Below are 19,574 nucleotides of genomic sequence, written 5' to 3' on the forward strand. Positions count from 1 at the left end.
GTTTCAGCGCTAAAACACCACCGGCGATTTTTTAAGCAGGATTATTTGAGTCCATCGCCGCTTACCGTTACAATACTAACCTTTGGCAGCGAAGGTAGTGACGACATGAGCATAACGGAAGCGTGTAATCCCCCACAATCGGAACAGCAACTGCTACAGGCAGCATTGCGTTTGGCGGGTTTGACTTTTGCCGACATTGCCGCAGAGCAGGATTTACCGGTGCCGGAAAATTTAAAACGCAATAAGGGCTGGGTCGGGATGTTGATCGAAACCGCACTTGGCGCACAAGCGGGCAGTAAAGCCGAACAGGATTTTGCCGAGTTGGGGATTGAGTTGAAAACCATTCCGATCAACCGTCAGGGCTATCCGTTAGAAACCACCTTTGTCAGTCTGGCGCCGCTCACGCAAAACAGCGGGGTGGTTTGGCACAACAGCCATGTACGGCATAAGCTGCAAAAAGTGTTGTGGATACCCGTCGAAGGCGAACGCGCGATTCCGTTAGCCGAACGGCGGGTCGGGCAACCGATTCTATGGCAGCCCAGCGCCGAACAAGAAGCCCGTTTGGCGCGTGATTGGGAAGAATTGATGGATTTGATCGTGTTAGGGCACATTCACCGCATTAATGCGTCGATCGGTGAAGTGTTGCAATTGCGTCCGAAAGGGGCAACTAAACGAGACTTAACCTCAGCTCATGGACGGCAAGGGCAACCAATTAAGGCATTACCGTTAGGATTTTACTTAAGGAAGAGCTTTACTGCGGAAATTTTGCATAAATTTTGTTTTTCCTCAAATTAATGCGATGAACTTTCATGTATCTTACCTGTCTTAGGTAAACTACTCTAAATAACTTATAATGATAAATTAAGGAAACCATTTCATGTCCAAAATACTCCTTGTTGATGACGATGTTGAACTCACTGAGCTGTTGGCTGAAGTACTAAAAATCGAGGGATTCGAAGTTGAGCAAGCCTATAATGGCGAAGAAGCGCTCAAGCTGCTTAATTTCAGCCATGATATTATCTTATTAGATATTATGATGCCGGTACTCAACGGCATCGAAACATTAAAACAAATCAGAAAAAATTTCTCGACCCCGGTATTAATGCTGACTGCGCGCGGTGACGATATTGATCGCGTGCTGGGGTTAGAATTGGGCGCAGACGATTATTTGGCGAAACCGTTTAATGATCGCGAGTTGGTTGCGCGAATCAAAGCGATTTTGCGCCGCACCCAGAACCAATCCAACGCCTTGGGCTCAATCGTCAATGCCGACAAAGAAGATAACAGGCAATTGGATTTCGGCGGCATTACCTTACATCCGGGCAGACAGCAAGCGCTGTATAACGATCGCGATTTGGATCTGACCGGCACCGAATTTGCCTTGTTGCAAATTTTAGTGAAAAATCCGGGACAAATTTTATCACGCGAATTGCTGAGTTTGGAAATTTTAGGCAAGCGCCTAACGCCGTTTGACCGCGCAATTGATATGCATATCTCCAATTTGCGGAAAAAACTGCCGGAACGTGCCGATAACCTGCCATGGTTCAAAACATTACGTGGCAGAGGTTATCTGTTGGTCACCGAAAAATAGTGAATCCGCAGGCAACAAGTGATAGAGTGCGGTTTGTACTCTATCACTTGTTTCCAAGCTATTTATGATGAAAATATTGCGTAAGTTTATCCGCCTTCTAAATTCAATTAATGTACAAATTTTCTTTTTATTTTGGTTAATTTGGTTGGCTTTTTTCGTATTGATGGGATTCGCCTTCTTTATTCCCACCATGGATGCGCGCAATTACAGCGAACTTTCCGCGGATGAAGTCAACAATTATCAATTCGAAGTCATCAAACTGATCAAAAGCAACATTCTGCACGATCTGCAATACCAAGAAAAAAAACTCACAAACGATCATTTTGATATTACGCTGCTGCCACGCAAACCGGTGCTCGTTAACCCGAATGACTATAACAAAATCATCGGTTATCTGGATTACAATGAAAGCAGCCAGTTATATCAATTTGTCAACCGCTCCAATAATCCGCTGGTTCCGCAAAAACGCCGTTTTTATAATCTCGACATTGTCGGACCGTTTATTTCGCCTTATCCGTTTACCGACAGCGAACCCTATCTGCTCTATTTCCTCGAATCGGTGGATCCGCAGCGGGAATTCGCCAATTTCTTCTTTGACCATCCGCTAATTATGCTGTTTTTGCTGATGGCAACCAGTACCCCGTTGCTGCTCGGTTTGATATTCAGTCTGACGCAACCGATCAAAGAGTTACGCAGTGCCGCCAATGCCATTTCCACCGGGGATCTTGCGGTCAGACCGATTCTGGAAAAACAAGGCTCGTTAGAATTGCGCGAAGTAGGCAAAAGCTTTAACCACATGGTCACCTCGCTGGAAGATATGATCAGTTCACAGCAACGGCTGTTGCTTGACGTTTCACACGAATTGCGCACCCCGCTGACCCGCTTACAACTGGCTGCGTCCCTATTGCGCCGCCGTCAGGGAGACAGTAATGAATTAGCCCGAATCGGCACGGAAACCGAACGAATGGAAAAAATGCTGAACCAACTATTATCGTTGTCACGCCAGCATATGAATTCGCATATTAAGCATGAAGTTTTCAGTTTACCGTTTATTTGGGAAGAAGTGGTTGACGACGCCAAATTTGAAAGCCGTGAACGCAATTTCGACTTTAGCTTTCAGCAGAATATCCCGAATCCGGAAAATTATTTTATCAATGGTAACGAAGACGCCCTTGCCAGCGCCTTGGAAAATATTATTCGTAACGCCTTTAAATATGCGCATAATCAAGTCCGACTGAGTTGTAATATCATTGATGGGGAACAACTGGAAATTATCGTCGATGATAACGGCGAAGGGGTGGCGGAACACGAATACCAACAGATTTTCCGCCCGTTTTACCGCACCGACCAAGCCCGTGCCCGCACGACCGGCGGCACCGGATTAGGCTTATCGATCGTCGCCAATTCGGTGGAACGGCACAAAGGCACGGTCACCGCAAGCAAAAGCCCGCTCGGCGGGTTGCGCGTCACCATTCGGTTACCGCTTTGGTTTGAATCTTAGCCATATTTATCCGAGCCGCCATCACCGGTTTCCAGCCACAAAAAAACACCGCCAAGGCGGTGTTTTTTATCAAGTGCGGTTAGCGCGATTACAGCACATCACGGCAATTTAGATCATCAAAAGATTGTTCCAAGCGTTTGGACATGGATTCTTCCGATTTACGCAACCAAACGCGCGGATCGTAGTATTTTTTGTTTGGTGCGTCTTCGCCTTCAGGGTTACCTAATTGACCTTGCAGATAAGCTTCGTTGGCTTTGTAGAAGTTCAAAATCCCTTCCCACGCTGCCCACTGGGTGTCGGTGTCGATGTTCATTTTCACTGCGCCGTAGCTGATCGCTTCGCGGATTTCTTCAGTGGAAGAACCGGAGCCGCCGTGGAATACGAAGTCTAATGATTTCGCCGGCAAGTTGCGCTCTTTAGAAACGAACTCTTGTGACGCGCCTAAGATAGACGGTTTTAATTTCACGTTGCCCGGTTTGTAAACACCGTGCACGTTACCGAACGCCGCCGCAATGGTGAAGCGCGGACTGACCGGATATAATTGGTCGTAAACATACAACACTTCGGCAGGTTGGGTATAAAGTTTGGACTCATCAACGCCGGAGTTATCCACGCCGTCCTCTTCGCCGCCGGTGATCCCGATTTCGATCTCTAAGGTCATGCCCATTTTTGACATCCGTGCCAAATATTCACGGCAGATTGCCATGTTTTCTTCCATTGGCTCTTCGGATAAATCAATCATGTGCGAAGAGAACAATGGTTTGCCGGTTTCGGCAAAGTGTTTTTCACCCGCGTCTAATAAGCCGTCAATCCAAGGCAACAATTTTTTCGCTGCGTGGTCGGTGTGCAGGATAACCGGCACGCCGTAGTGTTCCGCCATCTGATGTACGTGTTTGGCACCGGCAATCGCACCTAAAACATCCGGACGGGAACCGTCAGTCGGTTTCACGCCTTTACCGGCATAGAATTGCGCCCCGCCGTTGGAAAATTGCACGATAACAGGCGCTTTAACGCGTGCTGCGGTTTCCAATACTGCGTTTACAGAGTCGGTACCGACGCAGTTTACCGCCGGCAATGCAAAACCGTGTTCTTTGGCATAAGCAAAGATTTTTTGTACATCATCGCCGGTCACAACGCCCGGTTTTACAATATCTAATAATTTTGACATGGTAGATTTCCTATGTGTAAACGAGAGCCGTAACGGCTCTCAAAGTTGATAAATCGGATTAATATAACAGACAGAATACAAAGTGCGGTTTATGCTTTCGCGCGTTCTTCTAAAATCGCAACCGCCGGTAATACTTTGCCTTCAACGAACTCTAAGAAGGCGCCGCCGCCGGTTGAGATGTAAGAAATTTTGTCGGCAATACCGAACAGATCGATCGCCGCCAAAGTATCACCGCCGCCGGCAATCGAGAATGCGTCGCTGTCAGCAATCGCTTTTGCCACAATTTCAGTGCCTTTGCGGAAGTTCGGGAATTCGAACACGCCGACCGGACCGTTCCACAAAATGGTTTTGGCATTACGGATAATTTCAGCCAACACTTCTGCCGATGTATCGCCCAAATCTAGAATTTGCTCGTTATCTTGCACATCGGTCACGCTTTTTTCCACCGCTGCCGCCGTTTCAGAAAACTCGGTTGCGACACGGACATCACTCGGTAGTGGAATTTCAGAGGTTTGCAACAAACGTTGCGCTTCGGGAATGAGATCCGCTTCATACAAGGATTTGCCCACATTCAAGCCCTGAGCGGCAACGAAAGTATTAGAAATACCGCCACCGACGATTAATTGGTCGGCAATTTTAGACAGTGAATCCAACACGGTTAATTTGGTTGATACTTTCGAACCGCCAACAATCGCCACCATTGGGCGCGCAGGGGTTTTCAAGGCTTTCCCCAATGCGTCCAATTCATTGGCTAACAACGGGCCGGCACAAGCGATCGGGGCAAATTTTGCCACGCCGTGGGTTGAACCTTGCGCGCGGTGTGCGGTGCCGAATGCATCCATCACGAATACATCACACAGTGCGGCATATTTTCGGGCAAGTTCATCTTCATTTTTCTTTTCGCCTTTGTTGAAGCGCACATTTTCCAACACCACCAATTCATTGGCAGCCACATCAACGCCGTCCAAGTAATCTTTCACCAAACGCACCGGTACATCTAATGCCGCATTCAAATAATCAACTACCGGCTGCAGCGAATATTCCGCATTGTATTCGCCTTCCGTCGGACGACCGAAGTGAGAAGTCACCATGACTTTCGCACCTTGCTTCAACGCCAGCTCAATCGTCGGAATCGACGCTTTGATACGGGCATCGGAAGTGACTTTACCGTCTTTAACAGGCACATTTAAATCGGAACGAATCAGAACACGTTTGCCTGCCAAATCCAAGTCGGTCATTTTAATTACTGACATAATAAATCCTCTTGTTTTAGTTAATTAATGAATACTTATCCTATAACGCCTAGAGTTGATTATAACAATTTAATCACTCTCCACAATGCAAAATTTTATTCTGTGAAATAATACCCGATTATACTTCGAAAACGGCGCCATACCAGGCTCCGATTACATTTTCCTGCAATTCAAAACGAATTGTAACAGTTCGATCACCTTTCTGTTGCAACTGTGGTACTTTCAGCCTCAAATTCTTAAAATTGACGGCATTAGAATTGGATTTTCGGGCAGTTAATCACCGTCCAATCCAAGCTATAACAAATTTGCAGTTCATCGCGTCCGCTGCCTAAATATTTGCCTGCCAAGTGCGGGTTGTTTTTGCGCAACCAGGTAAACAAATCCGCCCTTTTCAATTCATAATCCGGTAATTTCAGCGTCAAGAACAGTTGCCGCTGCTTATCAAAATAACTTTTCGCATCGGCAAAAGCACAGGCGCCGTGTTTTTCCCACTGCCCTTGCAATAAGCGCAAACTCGGTGAATGCGGCAAATATTGTTCCAATAACGTCACGTCCAACGGTGCCAAATCCCCTTGGCAAAAGCGGGGGTGATCGGTCACACGACGCGCGGTGGCGCTCTGCGGCCATAAGCCATGAATCACCCAGCCGAATTTTTGTACGCCGTCGCATTGATAAGCCGCCTCTTTGGGAATCGCCCCGGCATGGTTGGCGCGTTGGTTGTGGCAATAGCCGGGCGACCAAGAGAGTACCAACGCATAGTAGCCGGTTTTGGCGGTTTTATTTTGTCCGATAGGATCCCGTTGCATGGAAACGTCATAATCGGTTTCCAACACTGCGTCAATCGACGATTTTTGCCGATAAGACACATACAAGGCACTTAAAATCAAGCCGAAAAACAGGACGACAAACAGGGCGAGTTGTGAGATTTTGCTTGAATTGAGCTGCATACTTTTCTATTTTCACTAAAATTAAACAATGGATTGTTGGTTTTTTCAACGCATTTGATTATAATCGTCCGCCTTTTAACGGCGTGGACGACTTTGAGAGAATACCACTTATGGCACTGCTGATCACCGAAAAATGCACCAATTGCGATATGTGCGAACCTGAATGCCCGAATCAGGCTATCAGCATGGGCGAGGAAATCTACGTAATTGATCCCGCCCTGTGTACCGAATGCGTCGGGCATTACGAAACGCCGACCTGTCAGAAAGTCTGCCCGATTAATAACTGTATCATCACCGATCCCGATCATCTCGAGAGCGATGATGTATTATGGGAACGCTTTGCGCTGCTGCACCACGCAGATAAATTATAATTAACGGAAATACCAGCGCGACAACAAAATACCGGCGTTGACCGCCACATTTAAACCGCTGGTTAACGGATTTTCAAACGACAGCACCACATTATGATCCGCCAGCGGATTATTTTCCGCCGACACGGTTTCACGCAGCACCAATGCCACTTTATCACCTAATACCAATTTATTCAGGGCTTCAGCCTGCTTGTTTGCCGTCAAAGCAAGCACTTGATAACCCGCGCTTTTCAGTTGTTGAATGGCGAGCTCGGTATTATGGCTTTCCAGCGCATAAATCTGTTCCATACCGCCCTCGGCAACCCGTGCCGCCGCCGCAGAATAGAGCTGATCCGCACTTTCGCACACAATGCCTTTCACGCCGTAATAGGCGGCGGTACGAATCACGCCGCCGATATTATGCGCATTGTTCAGCCCGTCTAACAACAACACGCAATCTTGCCGTTTTTCGCTTTTGAGATAACCGTCCAGCGTCATCGGCGTGGCTTTTTTCACCAATAAACAGATACCGCCGTGATGTTCACTGCCGCTCACCAATTCCAACTCATCATTCTCGACAATATGATAGGCTTTTTTCTGAGTCGCCAAATAGCTGGTGAGTTTGCCGATACGGTGGCTGGTGTCGATATTCGCCCACAAACGTACAATGCTGTCAGGGCGTTGCCGGAACACCGCGATACACGCCGCTTCGCCGTAAATTTTCATTTCCTCGTTGCGATTTTTACGGATTTTTTCCGGTGCACGCGGCGACAGAGGTCCGGTTTTTTTCTCGCCTTTGACTTCGCCTTTAATCATCACTTTGACATTGCCGCTGGTATTCTTACCGGCTTTGGTGGCGTTTAATTCGCGCTCGCCCCACACATACGCCGGCGCGGTATTGTCTTGATTTTCACGGCTTGGGCGTGCCGCGCGCGGCTTGCGATCATCGCGTCGCTCGTCATTGCGTTCAAATCCGCCTTTGCGACGATCGGCGCGCGCCGAACGTTCAAAAGTGCGGTTTTCGCCGAAACCACGCCCTTTTTTGTCATTTCTCTCATTTCTGTCGCTTCTGTCGTTGCGGGGATTTCTCTCGCTGCGCGCGTTACGATCATCATCGCCGCTTCTGCCTTGCCGTTTGCGATCTGATGTGCCTTTTATGCCTTTGTCGGAAAAACGGTTACTGGACGAAGGTTGCTGAAATGCCGGTTTACGGCTGGATTTGTCGTTCATTGAAGTGCCTATAAAATTGATGATGAAGTGGATTTCTGATGTCGAAAGCCGGTGTCGAAATCGGGGCGAAACATAGAAATGTGATCTGCTGCCGATTATAGCAAATTTTCTGCCGATTTAATCAAACTTCTGGGAAAATCCTGTTCAAAGGCGAACAACGCAGGTAAACTAAATCACTTTACTAGGATTTTTCACGTTTAGCGCCGGATTGCGCCGACACGATCCTACATGATTCGATTTCTTTGTTATATGTTGCTAACTATGCTGAATTCTAAATATTATCAGTCGCTCAATCAGTTACAATCGCTGCCGTTTTTGCCGCTACAGGCGGAAAACGTGGAAATTCTCTATTCCGCGGCCGACTATAAACAACAATTCATTCAACTGATTCGAACGGCAAAAAAACGTATCTATATTACCGCACTTTACTGGCAGAATGACGAAGCCGGGCACGAAATGCTGCACGAACTATACCAAGCCAAACAACGCAATCCCGCGCTGGATGTGCAGGTGTTTGTCGATTTCCACCGCGCACAGCGCGGCTTATTAGGCGCGGAAAATAAGCAAACCAATGCCGAATGGTATGCCGAACAGCGGCAAAAATACGCCCTAGATCCCGAAAATGATATCGCCATTTACGGCGTGCCGATCAATACGCGCGAACTGTTCGGCGTGCTGCATATCAAAGGTTCGGTATTTGACGACACCGTGCTTTACAGCGGCGCCAGCATTAACAACGTGTATCTGCACCAACAGGATAAATACCGTTATGACCGCTATCAAAAAATTACCCATCCGGCATTAGCCGACAGTTTTGTCGAGCTGTTACAACAACATATTTACGATGAAAGTGCGGTACAGCGTCTGGATCAAACGGTACGCAAAGATAAAAGCATCCGCCCGCAATTGCGCCAATACCGCAAAAAGCTGAGTCAGTCCGTTGCTTATCAACTGACGGATTCACAACCGTTTGCAGCTGATCAATTACTGATCACCCCAATTTTCGGTCTTGCCAACGGCAATCCGCTAAACGGCGTGATCGAATCATTGTTTGCGGTTGTACGGCAAAAATTGACGATTTGCACGCCTTATTTTAATTTTCCACGCAGCTTACGCCTGCAATTAGGGCAATTATTAAAAGAAGGCAAACAGGTGGAAATCATCGTCGGCGACAAAACCGCCAATGATTTCTATTCACCACCGGATAAGCCGTTTACCATGTCGGCGGCACTGCCTTATCTGTATGAAATGAACCTGCGCAACTTCTGCAAAAAGCACCACAAGATGATCAGCAATGGGCTGCTCAGCGTGCGTTTGTGGCAAGACGGCGATAATTCTTACCACCTCAAAGGCGTGTGGGTCGACGACCAATATATTTTATTAACCGGCAACAACCTCAATCCGCGCGCTTGGCGCTTGGACGCAGAAAACGGTTTGCTGATCTCGGATCCCAAACAGCAACTGCAACCGCAACTGCAAAAAGAACTGAACACCATTCGCCAGCACACCGGCATGATTCACCACTACCGTGCCTTGGAAAGGCTGCAAGATTATCCTAGTGAGGTAAAAAAACTGCTCAACCGTTTCCGACGGGTGCAGGCGGATAAGATTGTCAAATTAATTCTGTAATTTTAATTTCGCGTTCCCATAAGACAGGCGGATTTATGTTCCGCCTGCGTCAAAATATTTTGTGATCCCTCTCGCATCCTTTATTTTTTTCACGTGACAATTTTTAAATTTCATGAATACTTCATTTTGATTTCGACTAATTTTCACAATTTACGGGGAAATTAAAATGAAGTTCTTAAATCTAACCTTACACACTTGGTTTAATCAAGACCACAAACTTGCCTATCCATTCCCATAAATTCAGATCAGATGGTTAAACTGCGCATGTAAAAATAACACTGCGCCAGTACCATTATTTTACTGCACAATATTTACATCAAAGCAGTTATTTATTTTCAGATAAATAACCAGCGCTTTTCTATTGTCAAAAAATAAGGATTTTGTTATGAATCAATTTAAACATTTGCCCGAACCGTTCCGTATCCGCGTCATTGAACCGGTCAAAACAACAACACGGGAATATCGTGAACAAGCCATTTTAGCCGCCGGCATGAACCCTTTTTTATTGGATAGCGAAGATGTCTTTATCGATCTGCTGACCGATAGCGGCACCGGCGCCATCACCCAAGAAATGCAGGCCGCCATGTTCCGCGGCGACGAAGCCTACAGCGGCAGCCGGAGTTTCCATGCGTTGTCTGCTGCGGTCAAAACCATTTTCGGCTATCAATATACTATTCCGACCCACCAAGGACGGGGAGCAGAACAAATTTATATTCCGGTGTTAATAAAAAAATGCGAACAAGAAAAAGGCGGTAAGCGCGATAAAATGACCGCACTTTCCAATTATTTCTTTGACACCACCCAGGGCCATACCCAATTAAATCACTGCGTTGCGAAAAATGTATATAATAATAATGCGTTTAATACGGAAATTTATGATGATTTCAAAGGTAATTTTGATTTAGACAAATTAGAATCGGCAATTTTGACCATCGGCGCAGAAAATATTCCGTATATTGTCAGCACCATCACTTGTAATTCAGCGGGCGGGCAACCGGTTTCAATCGCTAATTTAAAAGCGGTATATGCCATTGCACAAAAATATGCGATTCCGGTGGTGATGGATTCCGCCAGATTTGCCGAAAATGCCTATTTTATTCAACAGCGGGAAACCGGTTATGCCGATTGGACAATTGAAGAAATCACCTACGAATCGTATAAGTATGCCGATATTCTCGCCATGTCCGCTAAAAAAGATGCGATGGTGCAAATGGGCGGGCTGCTTTGCTTCAAAGACGATTCGATGTTAGACGTTTATACCGAATGCCGTACCTTGTGCGTGGTACAAGAAGGCTTCCCGACTTACGGCGGTTTGGAAGGCGGGGCGATGGAGCGGCTGGCAGTCGGTTTGGTTGACGGAATGCGGCAAGAGTGGCTGGCGTACCGGATTCAGCAAGTACAATATTTGGTTGACGGACTGGAAGCGATTGGTATCCATTGCCAACAGGCGGGCGGACACGCTGCTTTCGTCGATGCGGGCAAATTGTTACCGCATATTCCGGCGGAACAATTTCCGGCACACGCTCTCGCCTGCGAATTATATAAAGTTGCGGGAATTCGGGCGGTTGAGATTGGTTCATTATTATTAGGGCGGGATCCGCAAACCGGCAAACAGCACCCTTGCCCTGCCGAACTATTGCGTTTGACCATTCCCCGGGCAACCTACACCCAAACCCATATGGATTTTATCATCGAAGCATTTGCCAACGTGAAAGAGAACATTCATGCCATTAAAGGATTGGATTTCGTGTATGAACCCAAAGTATTACGGCATTTTACGGCGCGTTTAAAAGAAGTGGATAACACTTAATAATGGTTTATCAAAGTGCGGTTTTATATAGGACCGCACTTTGGTACGATAACGGAGTATAACTATGAAAAAACAACCTTCTTTACTTGGCGGCGCTTGTATCATCGCCAGTGTTTGTGTCGGCGCGGGAATGCTGGGTTTGCCGAGTGCCGGCGCCGGGGCTTGGACACTGTGGTCGTTATTTGCCATCACCCTCACCATGGTGATGATGACCTTATCCGGCTGGTTGCTGTTAGAAGCTTTTCAACACTATGATATTCGTGTTTCTTTTGATACGGTGACCCGTAATTTATTAGGGGAAAAAGTCAATTTTATCAATAACCTTGCCGTCTATTTTGTCGGTTGTATTCTGCTCTATGCCTACACTACCTCATCCGGATTGATTATCAGCCAATTATCGCAGCTCAACCCCGCCTTGTCCGCCACCTTATTTGTGCTGTTTTTTTCCTCGATTGTCTGGTACTCAACCAAAGCCGTCAGTCGGGTTTCCGTCGTTTTAATCGCCTTTATGATCTTAAGTTTTATCTTTAGTATTTCCGGGATGTCGACGCAAATTGATCTCAGTATTTTATTCGATTCCATCAATGCTAACGGAACATACCTGCCCTATATGATGGCATTATTGCCGGTGGCGTTAACGTCCTTCGGTTACCACCATTCCGTTGCCTCAATGCGAATCTATTATGCTGAAGAAAAGCGAGCGCAAAAAGCCATTCTTGGCGGTACCGCCATTGCGTTGTTTTTTTATGCCGTCTGGTTGATTAGTATTTTTGGTCATTTACCGCGTGCACAATTTATCCCGGTGATTGCCCAAGGCGGCAATATCGACGTGTTATTAACTGCCTTAAGCAGTGTCATCGACTCTACGCGCGTATCCCATGCCATTAATATTTTCTCAATGGCGGCGATCCTATCGTCTTTTATTGGCGTCGGTTTAGGATTATTTGATTTCTTGGCGGATTTCTTCAAATTTGACGACAGCAAAATCGGCAGAACCAAAACTTGGAGCGTCACCTTTCTTCCGCCGCTGCTGATGTCGATCTTATTCCCTTTTGGTTTTGTTGTCGTTATCGGCTATGCCGGCGCCGTGGCGACCATCTGGGCGTGCATTATCCCAGCCCTACTTGCCCGCAAAGCACGCCAAACCGCTCCCCAACCGCAAGCATTTACCGTTATCGGCGGAAATATTACGAGCTATTCGGTCATTCTGTTCGGCGTGCTAGTCGCCCTGTTTCATCTATTGGCAATGATCGGTAAATTGCCTGTATTTAGCGGATAATCGAAGTGCTTTACAGCAAGTGCGGCTCGCTCAACCGCACGCTACTAAAAACCGATAAACGTCGCTCTATCTTGGTACAATAATTGTTACGTGGGTTTCGCCAACACCGACTCCCGCCACATCAAGTGCGGTTCGAGGGTTAATGTGCGGTGGGGTTGATCGGGATTTTTGATTCTTGCCAACAGCATTTCCACCGCTTGCTTGGCAAGATTGTTTTTTGATTGGTGAATGGTGGTGAGCGGCGGGGAGAGATATTGCGCCATTTCAATATTGTCGTAGCCGATAATCGAAATCTCTTTGCCGACGGTGAGGCCGGCGCGCCATGCCGCTTGATACGCGCCAATCGCGATAGTGTCGGAGCTGGCGAAAACCGCACTTGGGCGCGGATTCAGTTGCAGCAATTTTTGCATACTCTCAATGCCCCCCTCGACATCAAAATGGCTTTCGATAATCCATTCATCGCGCAACGCAATCCCAGCCTCTGAAAGTGCGGCTTGGTAGCCTTTCAGCCGATTTGATGCCAAGGATTTTTTAAAACTGCCGGTGATAATCGCAATCTCGCGGTGTCCTGCCTCAATCAAGGTTTTTGTCGCCAGATAACCGCCGTATTCCGAATTTTCGTGCACTTTATCCGCATTAAGTGCGGTCGGCCACCAGTCCAACATCACCATCGGCAGGTGTAATCGCTGGCTGATGTCGTCGTTCAGTTGCCAATGGGATTCGGCGCACATCAAAATCAAGCCGTCCACTTGCTTGCGAATCAAGGTTTCCAAGTTACGTTGCAGCCGCTCGCTGTCGCCGTCGGTGTAGGACAAAATCAGGTTATATTGATGACGGTGGCAATAGCGTTCGACACTGCGCAGCACTTCGGCGAAAAACGGATTGGAACTTGCCGTGACCAACATGCCCAAGGTATTGGTTTCTTTGACTTTTAAACTGCGCGCCAAGGCTGACGGGGTGTAATTCAGCTGCTGCACCACCGCCATCACTTTGTCGCGGATTTCATCGCTGACAAAGCGTGAATTGTTGATGACGTGCGATACCGTCGAGGTCGAAACCTGCGCCAAACGGGCAATATCTTTCATCGTCGCCATCGTTTTTCCTTAATTTGAGAGTTGCGCCTGTAAAAATTGCTCGGTTTCCTGCCGTGTCGGAATCGACGGCTGCGCACCATGGCGTGTCACCGAAATTGCCGCAGCGGCGTGGGCGAAACGTACCGCCTCATTTAAGGCTTTTCCCTCTAAAAGTGCGGTCAGCAAGCCTGCGTTAAAGGTGTCGCCGGCGGCAGTGGTATCAACCGCCTGCACGCGGAAACCGGCGATTATGCCGTTAAAACCGCCCTTTTGGCTGACAAATACGCCTTTTGCTCCCAAGGTGATCAACACCGTGGCAATGCCTTTTTGGTGAAACACCTCGGCGGCTTGTTTGGCGCTGGCTTCATCATCGACTTTAATCCCGGTCAAGATCTCGGTTTCGGTTTCGTTCGGGGTGATCATATCCGCCAGAGCCAACAATTCATCGGACAACGGCTGCGCCGGCGCAGGGTTTAAAACCACCTGAGTTTGGTTGGCGTTGGCGATTTTCGCCGCCGCCAGCACGCCCTCTAACGGGGTTTCCAACTGCATTAACAGTGTGTCGGCGTGTGCGATTTTATCGGCGAATTGTGCCACTAACGTCTGATCTAAATGGGCATTTGCCCCGGCTGCCAGCACAATGCTGTTTTCGCCGCTTGCCGCCACCTGAATCATGGCAATCCCGCTCATTTCATCGGCAACGGTCACAATGCTTTCGGTATTAATCCCGTCCTGTGCGAAGGCGTTTTTCATCGCCGCGCCCAGGGTGTCATCGCCGATACAGGCGATAAAATCGGTCGGCGTGCCCAAACGTGCCGCCGCCACCGCCTGATTTGCGCCTTTGCCGCCGTAAGCAATGTGATAACCATTGCCTGCCAAGGTTTCGCCCGGCTGTACAAAGTGCGGTACGGCAAGCACATGATCGGCGTTAATGCTGCCCAGCACGACCAGTTTTTGTGTTTGTGTCATAAACTACCTGCTTTACATCACATTATCTCCCTCCGCTGGCAGAGGGAGTACCATTTTTCATGAGAAAAATGCGGAGGGAGGGAAACATATTGGAGAAAATCGCTATCAATACTCGAAACAGATTTCACCGCAAATTATTTTGCCACCACTTTCAACGGCACTGGAATCATTGTTTCGACCGGTTCGCCTTTCAGCACGCGATCCGCCGTTGCGACACCCAATTCGCCGATTTTTTCCGGTTGTTGCGCAATGGTTGCGCCCAATTTACCGGCCTCCACCGCACGCACCGCGTCATCGGTGCCGTCAAATCCCACAACCAAGACGTCTTTTTTCGCCGCTTGCAATGCTCTCAAGGCGCCCAATGCCATTTCATCGTTTTGCGCGAACACCGCTTGCACCGCACTTTGGCTTGCCAACAGGTTTTCCATCACATTCAGCCCTTTGGTACGGTCAAAATCCGCCGGTTGGCTTGCCAGTAACGCAAAGCCATTTGCCTCGACCGCTTGTGCAAAACCTTCGCCACGCTCACGCGCCGCTGATGTCCCGGCGATACCTTCCAGTTGGATCACTTTCACATCTTTGCCCAATTTTTCCGCGATGAAATCCCCGGCAAGCTTGCCACCGGCAACGTTATCAGACGCAATATGGCTGACCACTTCGTCTTTTACCGCGCCACGGTCTAAGGTAATCACCGGCACGCCTTGCTTGTTAGCGCGAAGCACCGCATTGGCAACCGCTTCGGAATCGGTCGGGTTAATCAACAACACTTTCGCGCCACGCACCAGTAAATCTTCCACATTCGCCAGTTCTTTCGCCGGATCGTTTTGCGAATCCAACACCACCAAATTGTAGCCTAATTTATCCGCTTCTTTTTGCGCGCCGTCTTTTAAGGTCACAAAAAACGGATTGTCCAAGGTCGAAACCGCCAAGGCGATCGTTTCTTTTGCCAACACCGAGCCGCTGACCGCCAAACTCATGATTAAAGCCGATGCAACTGTGGTTAATTTTTTCATAACATTTCCTCGTTCATTGATTTAACACCTATAGAAGTGCACGTCCTTGTGCCGCGACGTCCTTGTTCTTCCACTGATTATTTATCCAACTTTTTTACTGCCTAAATAGTTATCCGCCAACACTGCCACCAGAATAACCAATGCTTTTGCAATCATCTGATAGTAAGATGAAATATCCAAAATATTCAATGCGTTATTTAAGAAGCCGATAATCAATGCGCCGATTAACGTCCCCATCACGCGCCCTTTGCCGCCCATTAAGCTGGTGCCGCCGACCACGACCGCGGCAATCGCGTCCAATTCATAGCTGACCCCTGCGGTCGGTTGTGCCGAAGACAGACGGGCAGTCACGATTAAGCCAGCCAATGCCGCTAATAACCCGCTTGCCGCAAACACGAACAGCTTAATTTTGGTGACGTTAATGCCGGACAATTTGGTCGCCGCTTCGTTGCCGCCCAAGGCGTAGATGTAACGCCCCATACGGGTGTGTTGCAGAATGTACCACGCCGTGGCAAACACCAACGCCATAATCCAAATTGGCACAGGAATGCCGAACAGATAGCCCGTGCCAATCCACGCGAACTGATCGGCACTGTCGGAAAAACCGGTGCTGACCGGGCGCCCGTCGGTGTAAACCATGGTGACACCGCGCAATAAGGTCATCGTGACTAAGGTGGCAATAAACGCCTGCACCTTGCCTTTGGCGACAATCAAACCGCTCACGCCGCCGAGCAACATCCCGGCAACCAGCACCACCGGCACCACGATAAAAATCGAAATATCCAAACCGACCATGGTCGCGGCAAAAGCGCCGGTCAATGCCAACACCGAACCGACCGAGAGGTCAATCCCGGCAATCAAAATCACAAAGGTCATGCCAACCGCGATAATCGCATTGACCGAGGTTTGGCGCAGAATATTTAAGATATTATCCGTGCTGAAGAAATTCGGGTTCAGCAACGAAACGATAAATACCAGCACCAAGAGTGCAATGATCGACCGCTGTTCGATTAAAAACCCTTTTAGATTAAAACCGCTCTTTTTTGTTATGCTTGTCATTTCTGTTTTTACCTCAAATCAGTTGTGACTATTTTTACCGATTGCCGCCGCCAACAACTGCTCTTGCGTTGCTTGATCGCGCATAAATTCGCCGCTGATTGCCCCTTCACGCATCACCAAAATGCGGTCGCTCATGCCCAACACTTCCGGCATTTCCGACGAAACCAAAATAATGCTCAAGCCTTCGTCTTTAAATTTATTAATCAGTTGATAAATCTCTTTTTTCGCGCCGACATCCACCCCGCGCGTCGGTTCGTCCAAAATCAGCACTTGCGGACGGGTCATCAAGCCTTTGGCTATCGCCACTTTTTGCTGATTGCCGCCCGACAACAGCCCGACTTCCTGCTCGCGGCTTGGGGTTTTGATGTTGAACAACATAATAAAGTCGTCCACCGCCAAGCATTCCGCCCCTTTTTTAACGTGTCCGTATTGCGAAAAATACTGAAGTGCGGTCAAGCTCATATTCTCTTTCACCGACATGCCTAAAATCAGCCCGTCGCCTTTGCGATCCTCCGAAATATAAACAATGCCGTTGTTCAAACCGTCTTGCGCACTGCGATTGTCAATCGGCTTGCCGTTCAACCGCACTTCGCCGTCAGTTTTCGGCAGTGCGCCGTAAATCACCTTCATCAGTTCGCTGCGCCCTGCCCCCATTAAACCGGAAATGCCGAGAATTTCACCGGCGTGCAGTTTGAAACTGACATCATGCACGCCGCTGCCGGACAAATTTTTCACCTCTAAACGGGTTGCGCCGTAGGCTTTTTCCAAATGCGGATAGCGCTCTTCCAATTTGCGCCCGACCATCATTTCAATCAGACGATCTTCGCTTAACTCCGCCACCGCACTTTCGCCGATAAATTCCCCGTCGCGCAACACGGTTACATCATCACAAATCTCGAAAATCTCTTTAATCCGATGGGAAATATAGACAATACCGCGCCCTTCGGCGGTTAATTCCTTGATAATATTGAATAATGATTCGGTTTCGGTGTCAGTCAGCGCGTCGGTCGGCTCGTCCATAATAATTACGCGCGACTCAAAACTGAGCGCTTTGGCGATTTCCACCATCTGCAATTCGCCAATCGACAACTCGCCTGCCAAGGTGCGGCTACTGTGTTTCACATTCAGCTTTGCCAGCAATTTGTCCGCTTCTTGGTACATTTTCGCCCAGTCGATACCACCGAAACGGTTGAGAAATTCACGCCCGAGAAAAATATTTTCCGCAATCGTCAGGTTGTTAATCAGGTTCAACTCTTGGTGAATAATGCTGATTCCCGCTTCTTGCGAGGCTTTCGGGCCGCTGAACGCCACTTTTTGCCCGAGATAATCGATACTGCCGCTGTCTTTGCCGTAAATGCCGGTCAACACCTTCATCAGGGTCGATTTGCCCGCGCCGTTTTCCCCCATCAACGCCATCACCCGTCCGGCATAGACATTCAGGCAGGCGTTATTCAACGCTTTCACCCCGGGAAAGGATTTTTCAATGCCTTGAATTTGTAATAAGACTTGTTGCATAACAGCCCCTAAAACGGCACGCCGGAATAGAGAATCACGTTGGCATAAGGCGAACATTCGCCGCTGCGCACAATGCCGTTTGATTGGCTGCTCAAGGCCTTAAATTCTTCATGGCTGACATAATCAACCGCAATTTGGTTGCCTTGTTGCTGTTCCAGTTGTTGGAGCTGTTGTAATAATGCGTCATGAATCTCAGGATTTTTCGCTTTGATTTCTTCCGCCAATACCGCACTTTCGACAAATAATTCTTGCGTCACCACCGCAACCGTTTGCAAAAAGTGCGGTACGCCGGCGGTCAGGGCTAAATCCACGCGTTCGACTTCAAACGGAATCGGCAACCCGGCATCGCAAATCGTCAAACTGTCGGTATGCCCGAGAGTCGCGATCAAATGCGACAGCTGCGCATTTAACAGTGCGGTTTTTTTCATGATTAATCCTTCTTTTTTGGCTTTCTCTTGCTATCGAAACGTTTCGATAAGATTTGCATACATTTTAGAGAAGAAAACCAGAAAACCAAAATGGATTTATTACAGAATGTGAGCCGGATCAGATTTTAATTATTGAGCAAGTCAAAGTGCGGTGAGCTATTTTCCCGGTTACCATTTGCAAGTTAAAAAGTGATTATTTATCCAACGGTTACAACGGGCTTTCAATCTGTAACTGTTCGCAGATCGTATTGATCGAAAGCAGGAGGTAGGAGCGCAGGATTTTTTCGCTACGCAGGGTTTTGACCTGCAACAACAATGAATCTTTATTATCGTGCACGCTTAATGCGGTGGATTGCAGCTCTTGTTCCAACTTTTGCAGCATGGTTTTATCTTGCACCGAAGCCAGTTGCTGTAAGAAATCCAATGTCAGCGGAGAAGAAAACGCATACTCTTTGCTCTCGTTATTCAACCGCGCTTTGAGTGTCAAATAACGTTCAATATCCTGATATGCCTCAGTCTCAAGCACGCCCAAGCCCAGCAGCACCTTCAGGCGCACGCTGAGATCGGCTAACGGACCTTGGCTGCCGAGCAACGAATCCACCACAGATTTCACCGCAAAATCCGTTTTGCGAAAAACCCGTTGCATTAGTTGCTCCACGTCATTATCAAAAATATTTACCGCGGCGGTGATAATGCCACGCAAGGTGGGAATATCGTTCAACTGCTCGTAAACAAACTGCTCTTGAGACGGAGACATAG

General features: G+C 48.0%; 18 protein-coding genes. 7 read left to right on the forward strand and 11 right to left on the reverse strand.

Going from position 1 to position 19,574, the window contains the following annotated elements; translation table 11 throughout:
• The first annotated feature begins 105 nt into the window (after positions 1-105).
• The 3 genes from mutH to cpxA all read left to right on the forward strand — a co-directional run bounded on the left by mutH (position 106) and on the right by cpxA (position 3,092).
• Positions 106-795 carry a DNA mismatch repair endonuclease MutH gene (mutH, locus tag ACQ31U_RS02670; protein WP_431053559.1) on the forward strand — a complete coding sequence of 230 codons (690 nt, stop codon included), beginning with the start codon at positions 106-108 and terminating at the stop codon, positions 793-795.
• Between the two features lie 82 nt (positions 796-877).
• The gene (gene cpxR / locus ACQ31U_RS02675) at positions 878-1,591 is read left to right on the forward strand and encodes an envelope stress response regulator transcription factor CpxR (protein ID WP_431053560.1); all 714 of its coding nucleotides are present in this window, start codon (positions 878-880) and stop codon (positions 1,589-1,591) included.
• A gap of 64 nt (positions 1,592-1,655) precedes the next feature.
• Positions 1,656-3,092, forward strand: coding sequence for an envelope stress sensor histidine kinase CpxA (gene cpxA, locus ACQ31U_RS02680; protein WP_431053561.1), 1,437 nt, complete (start codon positions 1,656-1,658; stop codon positions 3,090-3,092).
• 88 nt (positions 3,093-3,180) lie between these two features.
• On the opposite strand, the gene fbaA is transcribed toward cpxA, so the two are convergent.
• From fbaA to ACQ31U_RS02695, 3 genes are all read right to left on the reverse strand, one after another.
• On the reverse strand, positions 3,181-4,260 hold the full coding sequence (gene fbaA, locus ACQ31U_RS02685; protein WP_431053562.1) for a class II fructose-bisphosphate aldolase: 1,080 nt from the start codon (positions 4,258-4,260) through the stop codon (positions 3,181-3,183).
• An 89-nt stretch (positions 4,261-4,349) separates the two neighbouring features.
• Complete coding sequence (pgk, locus tag ACQ31U_RS02690) at positions 4,350-5,513, reverse strand: phosphoglycerate kinase (RefSeq protein ID WP_431053563.1); 1,164 nt, start codon at positions 5,511-5,513, stop codon at positions 4,350-4,352.
• Positions 5,514-5,764: 251 nt separating this feature from the next.
• Positions 5,765-6,460 carry a ribonuclease T2 family protein gene (locus ACQ31U_RS02695; protein WP_431053564.1) on the reverse strand — a complete coding sequence of 232 codons (696 nt, stop codon included), beginning with the start codon at positions 6,458-6,460 and terminating at the stop codon, positions 5,765-5,767.
• Between the two features lie 110 nt (positions 6,461-6,570).
• Here ACQ31U_RS02695 and ACQ31U_RS02700 point away from each other — a divergent pair, with 110 nt between their 5' ends.
• Complete coding sequence (locus ACQ31U_RS02700) at positions 6,571-6,831, forward strand: YfhL family 4Fe-4S dicluster ferredoxin (RefSeq protein ID WP_431053565.1); 261 nt, start codon at positions 6,571-6,573, stop codon at positions 6,829-6,831.
• Here the strand turns inward: ACQ31U_RS02700 and ACQ31U_RS02705 are convergent, their stop codons facing one another.
• Positions 6,832-8,040 carry a TrmH family RNA methyltransferase gene (locus ACQ31U_RS02705; protein ID WP_431053566.1) on the reverse strand — a complete coding sequence of 403 codons (1,209 nt, stop codon included), beginning with the start codon at positions 8,038-8,040 and terminating at the stop codon, positions 6,832-6,834. It abuts the gene before it with no gap.
• A 261-nt stretch (positions 8,041-8,301) separates the two neighbouring features.
• Between ACQ31U_RS02705 and pssA the strand changes: the two genes are divergently transcribed.
• The 3 genes from pssA to ACQ31U_RS02720 all read left to right on the forward strand — a co-directional run bounded on the left by pssA (position 8,302) and on the right by ACQ31U_RS02720 (position 12,758).
• Positions 8,302-9,669 (forward strand): CDP-diacylglycerol--serine O-phosphatidyltransferase, encoded by a 1,368-nt coding sequence (pssA, locus tag ACQ31U_RS02710; protein WP_431053567.1) that lies wholly within the window; start codon positions 8,302-8,304, stop codon positions 9,667-9,669.
• Between the two features lie 385 nt (positions 9,670-10,054).
• Complete coding sequence (gene tnaA / locus ACQ31U_RS02715; RefSeq protein ID WP_431053568.1) at positions 10,055-11,479, forward strand: tryptophanase; 1,425 nt, start codon at positions 10,055-10,057, stop codon at positions 11,477-11,479.
• Positions 11,480-11,543: 64 nt separating this feature from the next.
• The gene (locus ACQ31U_RS02720; protein WP_431053569.1) at positions 11,544-12,758 is read left to right on the forward strand and encodes an aromatic amino acid transporter; all 1,215 of its coding nucleotides are present in this window, start codon (positions 11,544-11,546) and stop codon (positions 12,756-12,758) included.
• Positions 12,759-12,844: 86 nt separating this feature from the next.
• On the opposite strand, the gene ACQ31U_RS02725 is transcribed toward ACQ31U_RS02720, so the two are convergent.
• The 7 genes from ACQ31U_RS02725 to ACQ31U_RS02755 form a co-directional block, all read right to left on the reverse strand.
• Positions 12,845-13,852, reverse strand: coding sequence for a substrate-binding domain-containing protein (locus ACQ31U_RS02725; RefSeq protein WP_431053570.1), 1,008 nt, complete (start codon positions 13,850-13,852; stop codon positions 12,845-12,847).
• Between the two features lie 9 nt (positions 13,853-13,861).
• On the reverse strand, positions 13,862-14,800 hold the full coding sequence (gene rbsK / locus ACQ31U_RS02730) for a ribokinase (protein ID WP_431053571.1): 939 nt from the start codon (positions 14,798-14,800) through the stop codon (positions 13,862-13,864).
• 134 nt (positions 14,801-14,934) lie between these two features.
• On the reverse strand, positions 14,935-15,813 hold the full coding sequence (gene rbsB, locus ACQ31U_RS02735; RefSeq protein ID WP_431053572.1) for a ribose ABC transporter substrate-binding protein RbsB: 879 nt from the start codon (positions 15,811-15,813) through the stop codon (positions 14,935-14,937).
• An 81-nt stretch (positions 15,814-15,894) separates the two neighbouring features.
• On the reverse strand, positions 15,895-16,872 hold the full coding sequence (rbsC, locus tag ACQ31U_RS02740; protein ID WP_431053573.1) for a ribose ABC transporter permease: 978 nt from the start codon (positions 16,870-16,872) through the stop codon (positions 15,895-15,897).
• 18 nt (positions 16,873-16,890) lie between these two features.
• Positions 16,891-18,387, reverse strand: coding sequence for a ribose ABC transporter ATP-binding protein RbsA (rbsA, locus tag ACQ31U_RS02745; protein ID WP_431053574.1), 1,497 nt, complete (start codon positions 18,385-18,387; stop codon positions 16,891-16,893).
• Between the two features lie 8 nt (positions 18,388-18,395).
• Entirely contained in the window at positions 18,396-18,815 is a 420-nt protein-coding gene (rbsD, locus tag ACQ31U_RS02750) for a D-ribose pyranase (protein WP_431053575.1), read from the reverse strand.
• Between the two features lie 208 nt (positions 18,816-19,023).
• On the reverse strand, positions 19,024-19,572 hold the full coding sequence (locus ACQ31U_RS02755; RefSeq protein ID WP_431053576.1) for an MltR family transcriptional regulator: 549 nt from the start codon (positions 19,570-19,572) through the stop codon (positions 19,024-19,026).
• Positions 19,573-19,574 lie beyond the last annotated feature (2 nt).

Origin of the sequence: Testudinibacter sp. TW-1 (assembly GCF_050613185.1) — a bacterium.
Taxonomy (GTDB): Bacteria; Pseudomonadota; Gammaproteobacteria; order Enterobacterales; family Pasteurellaceae; genus Chelonobacter.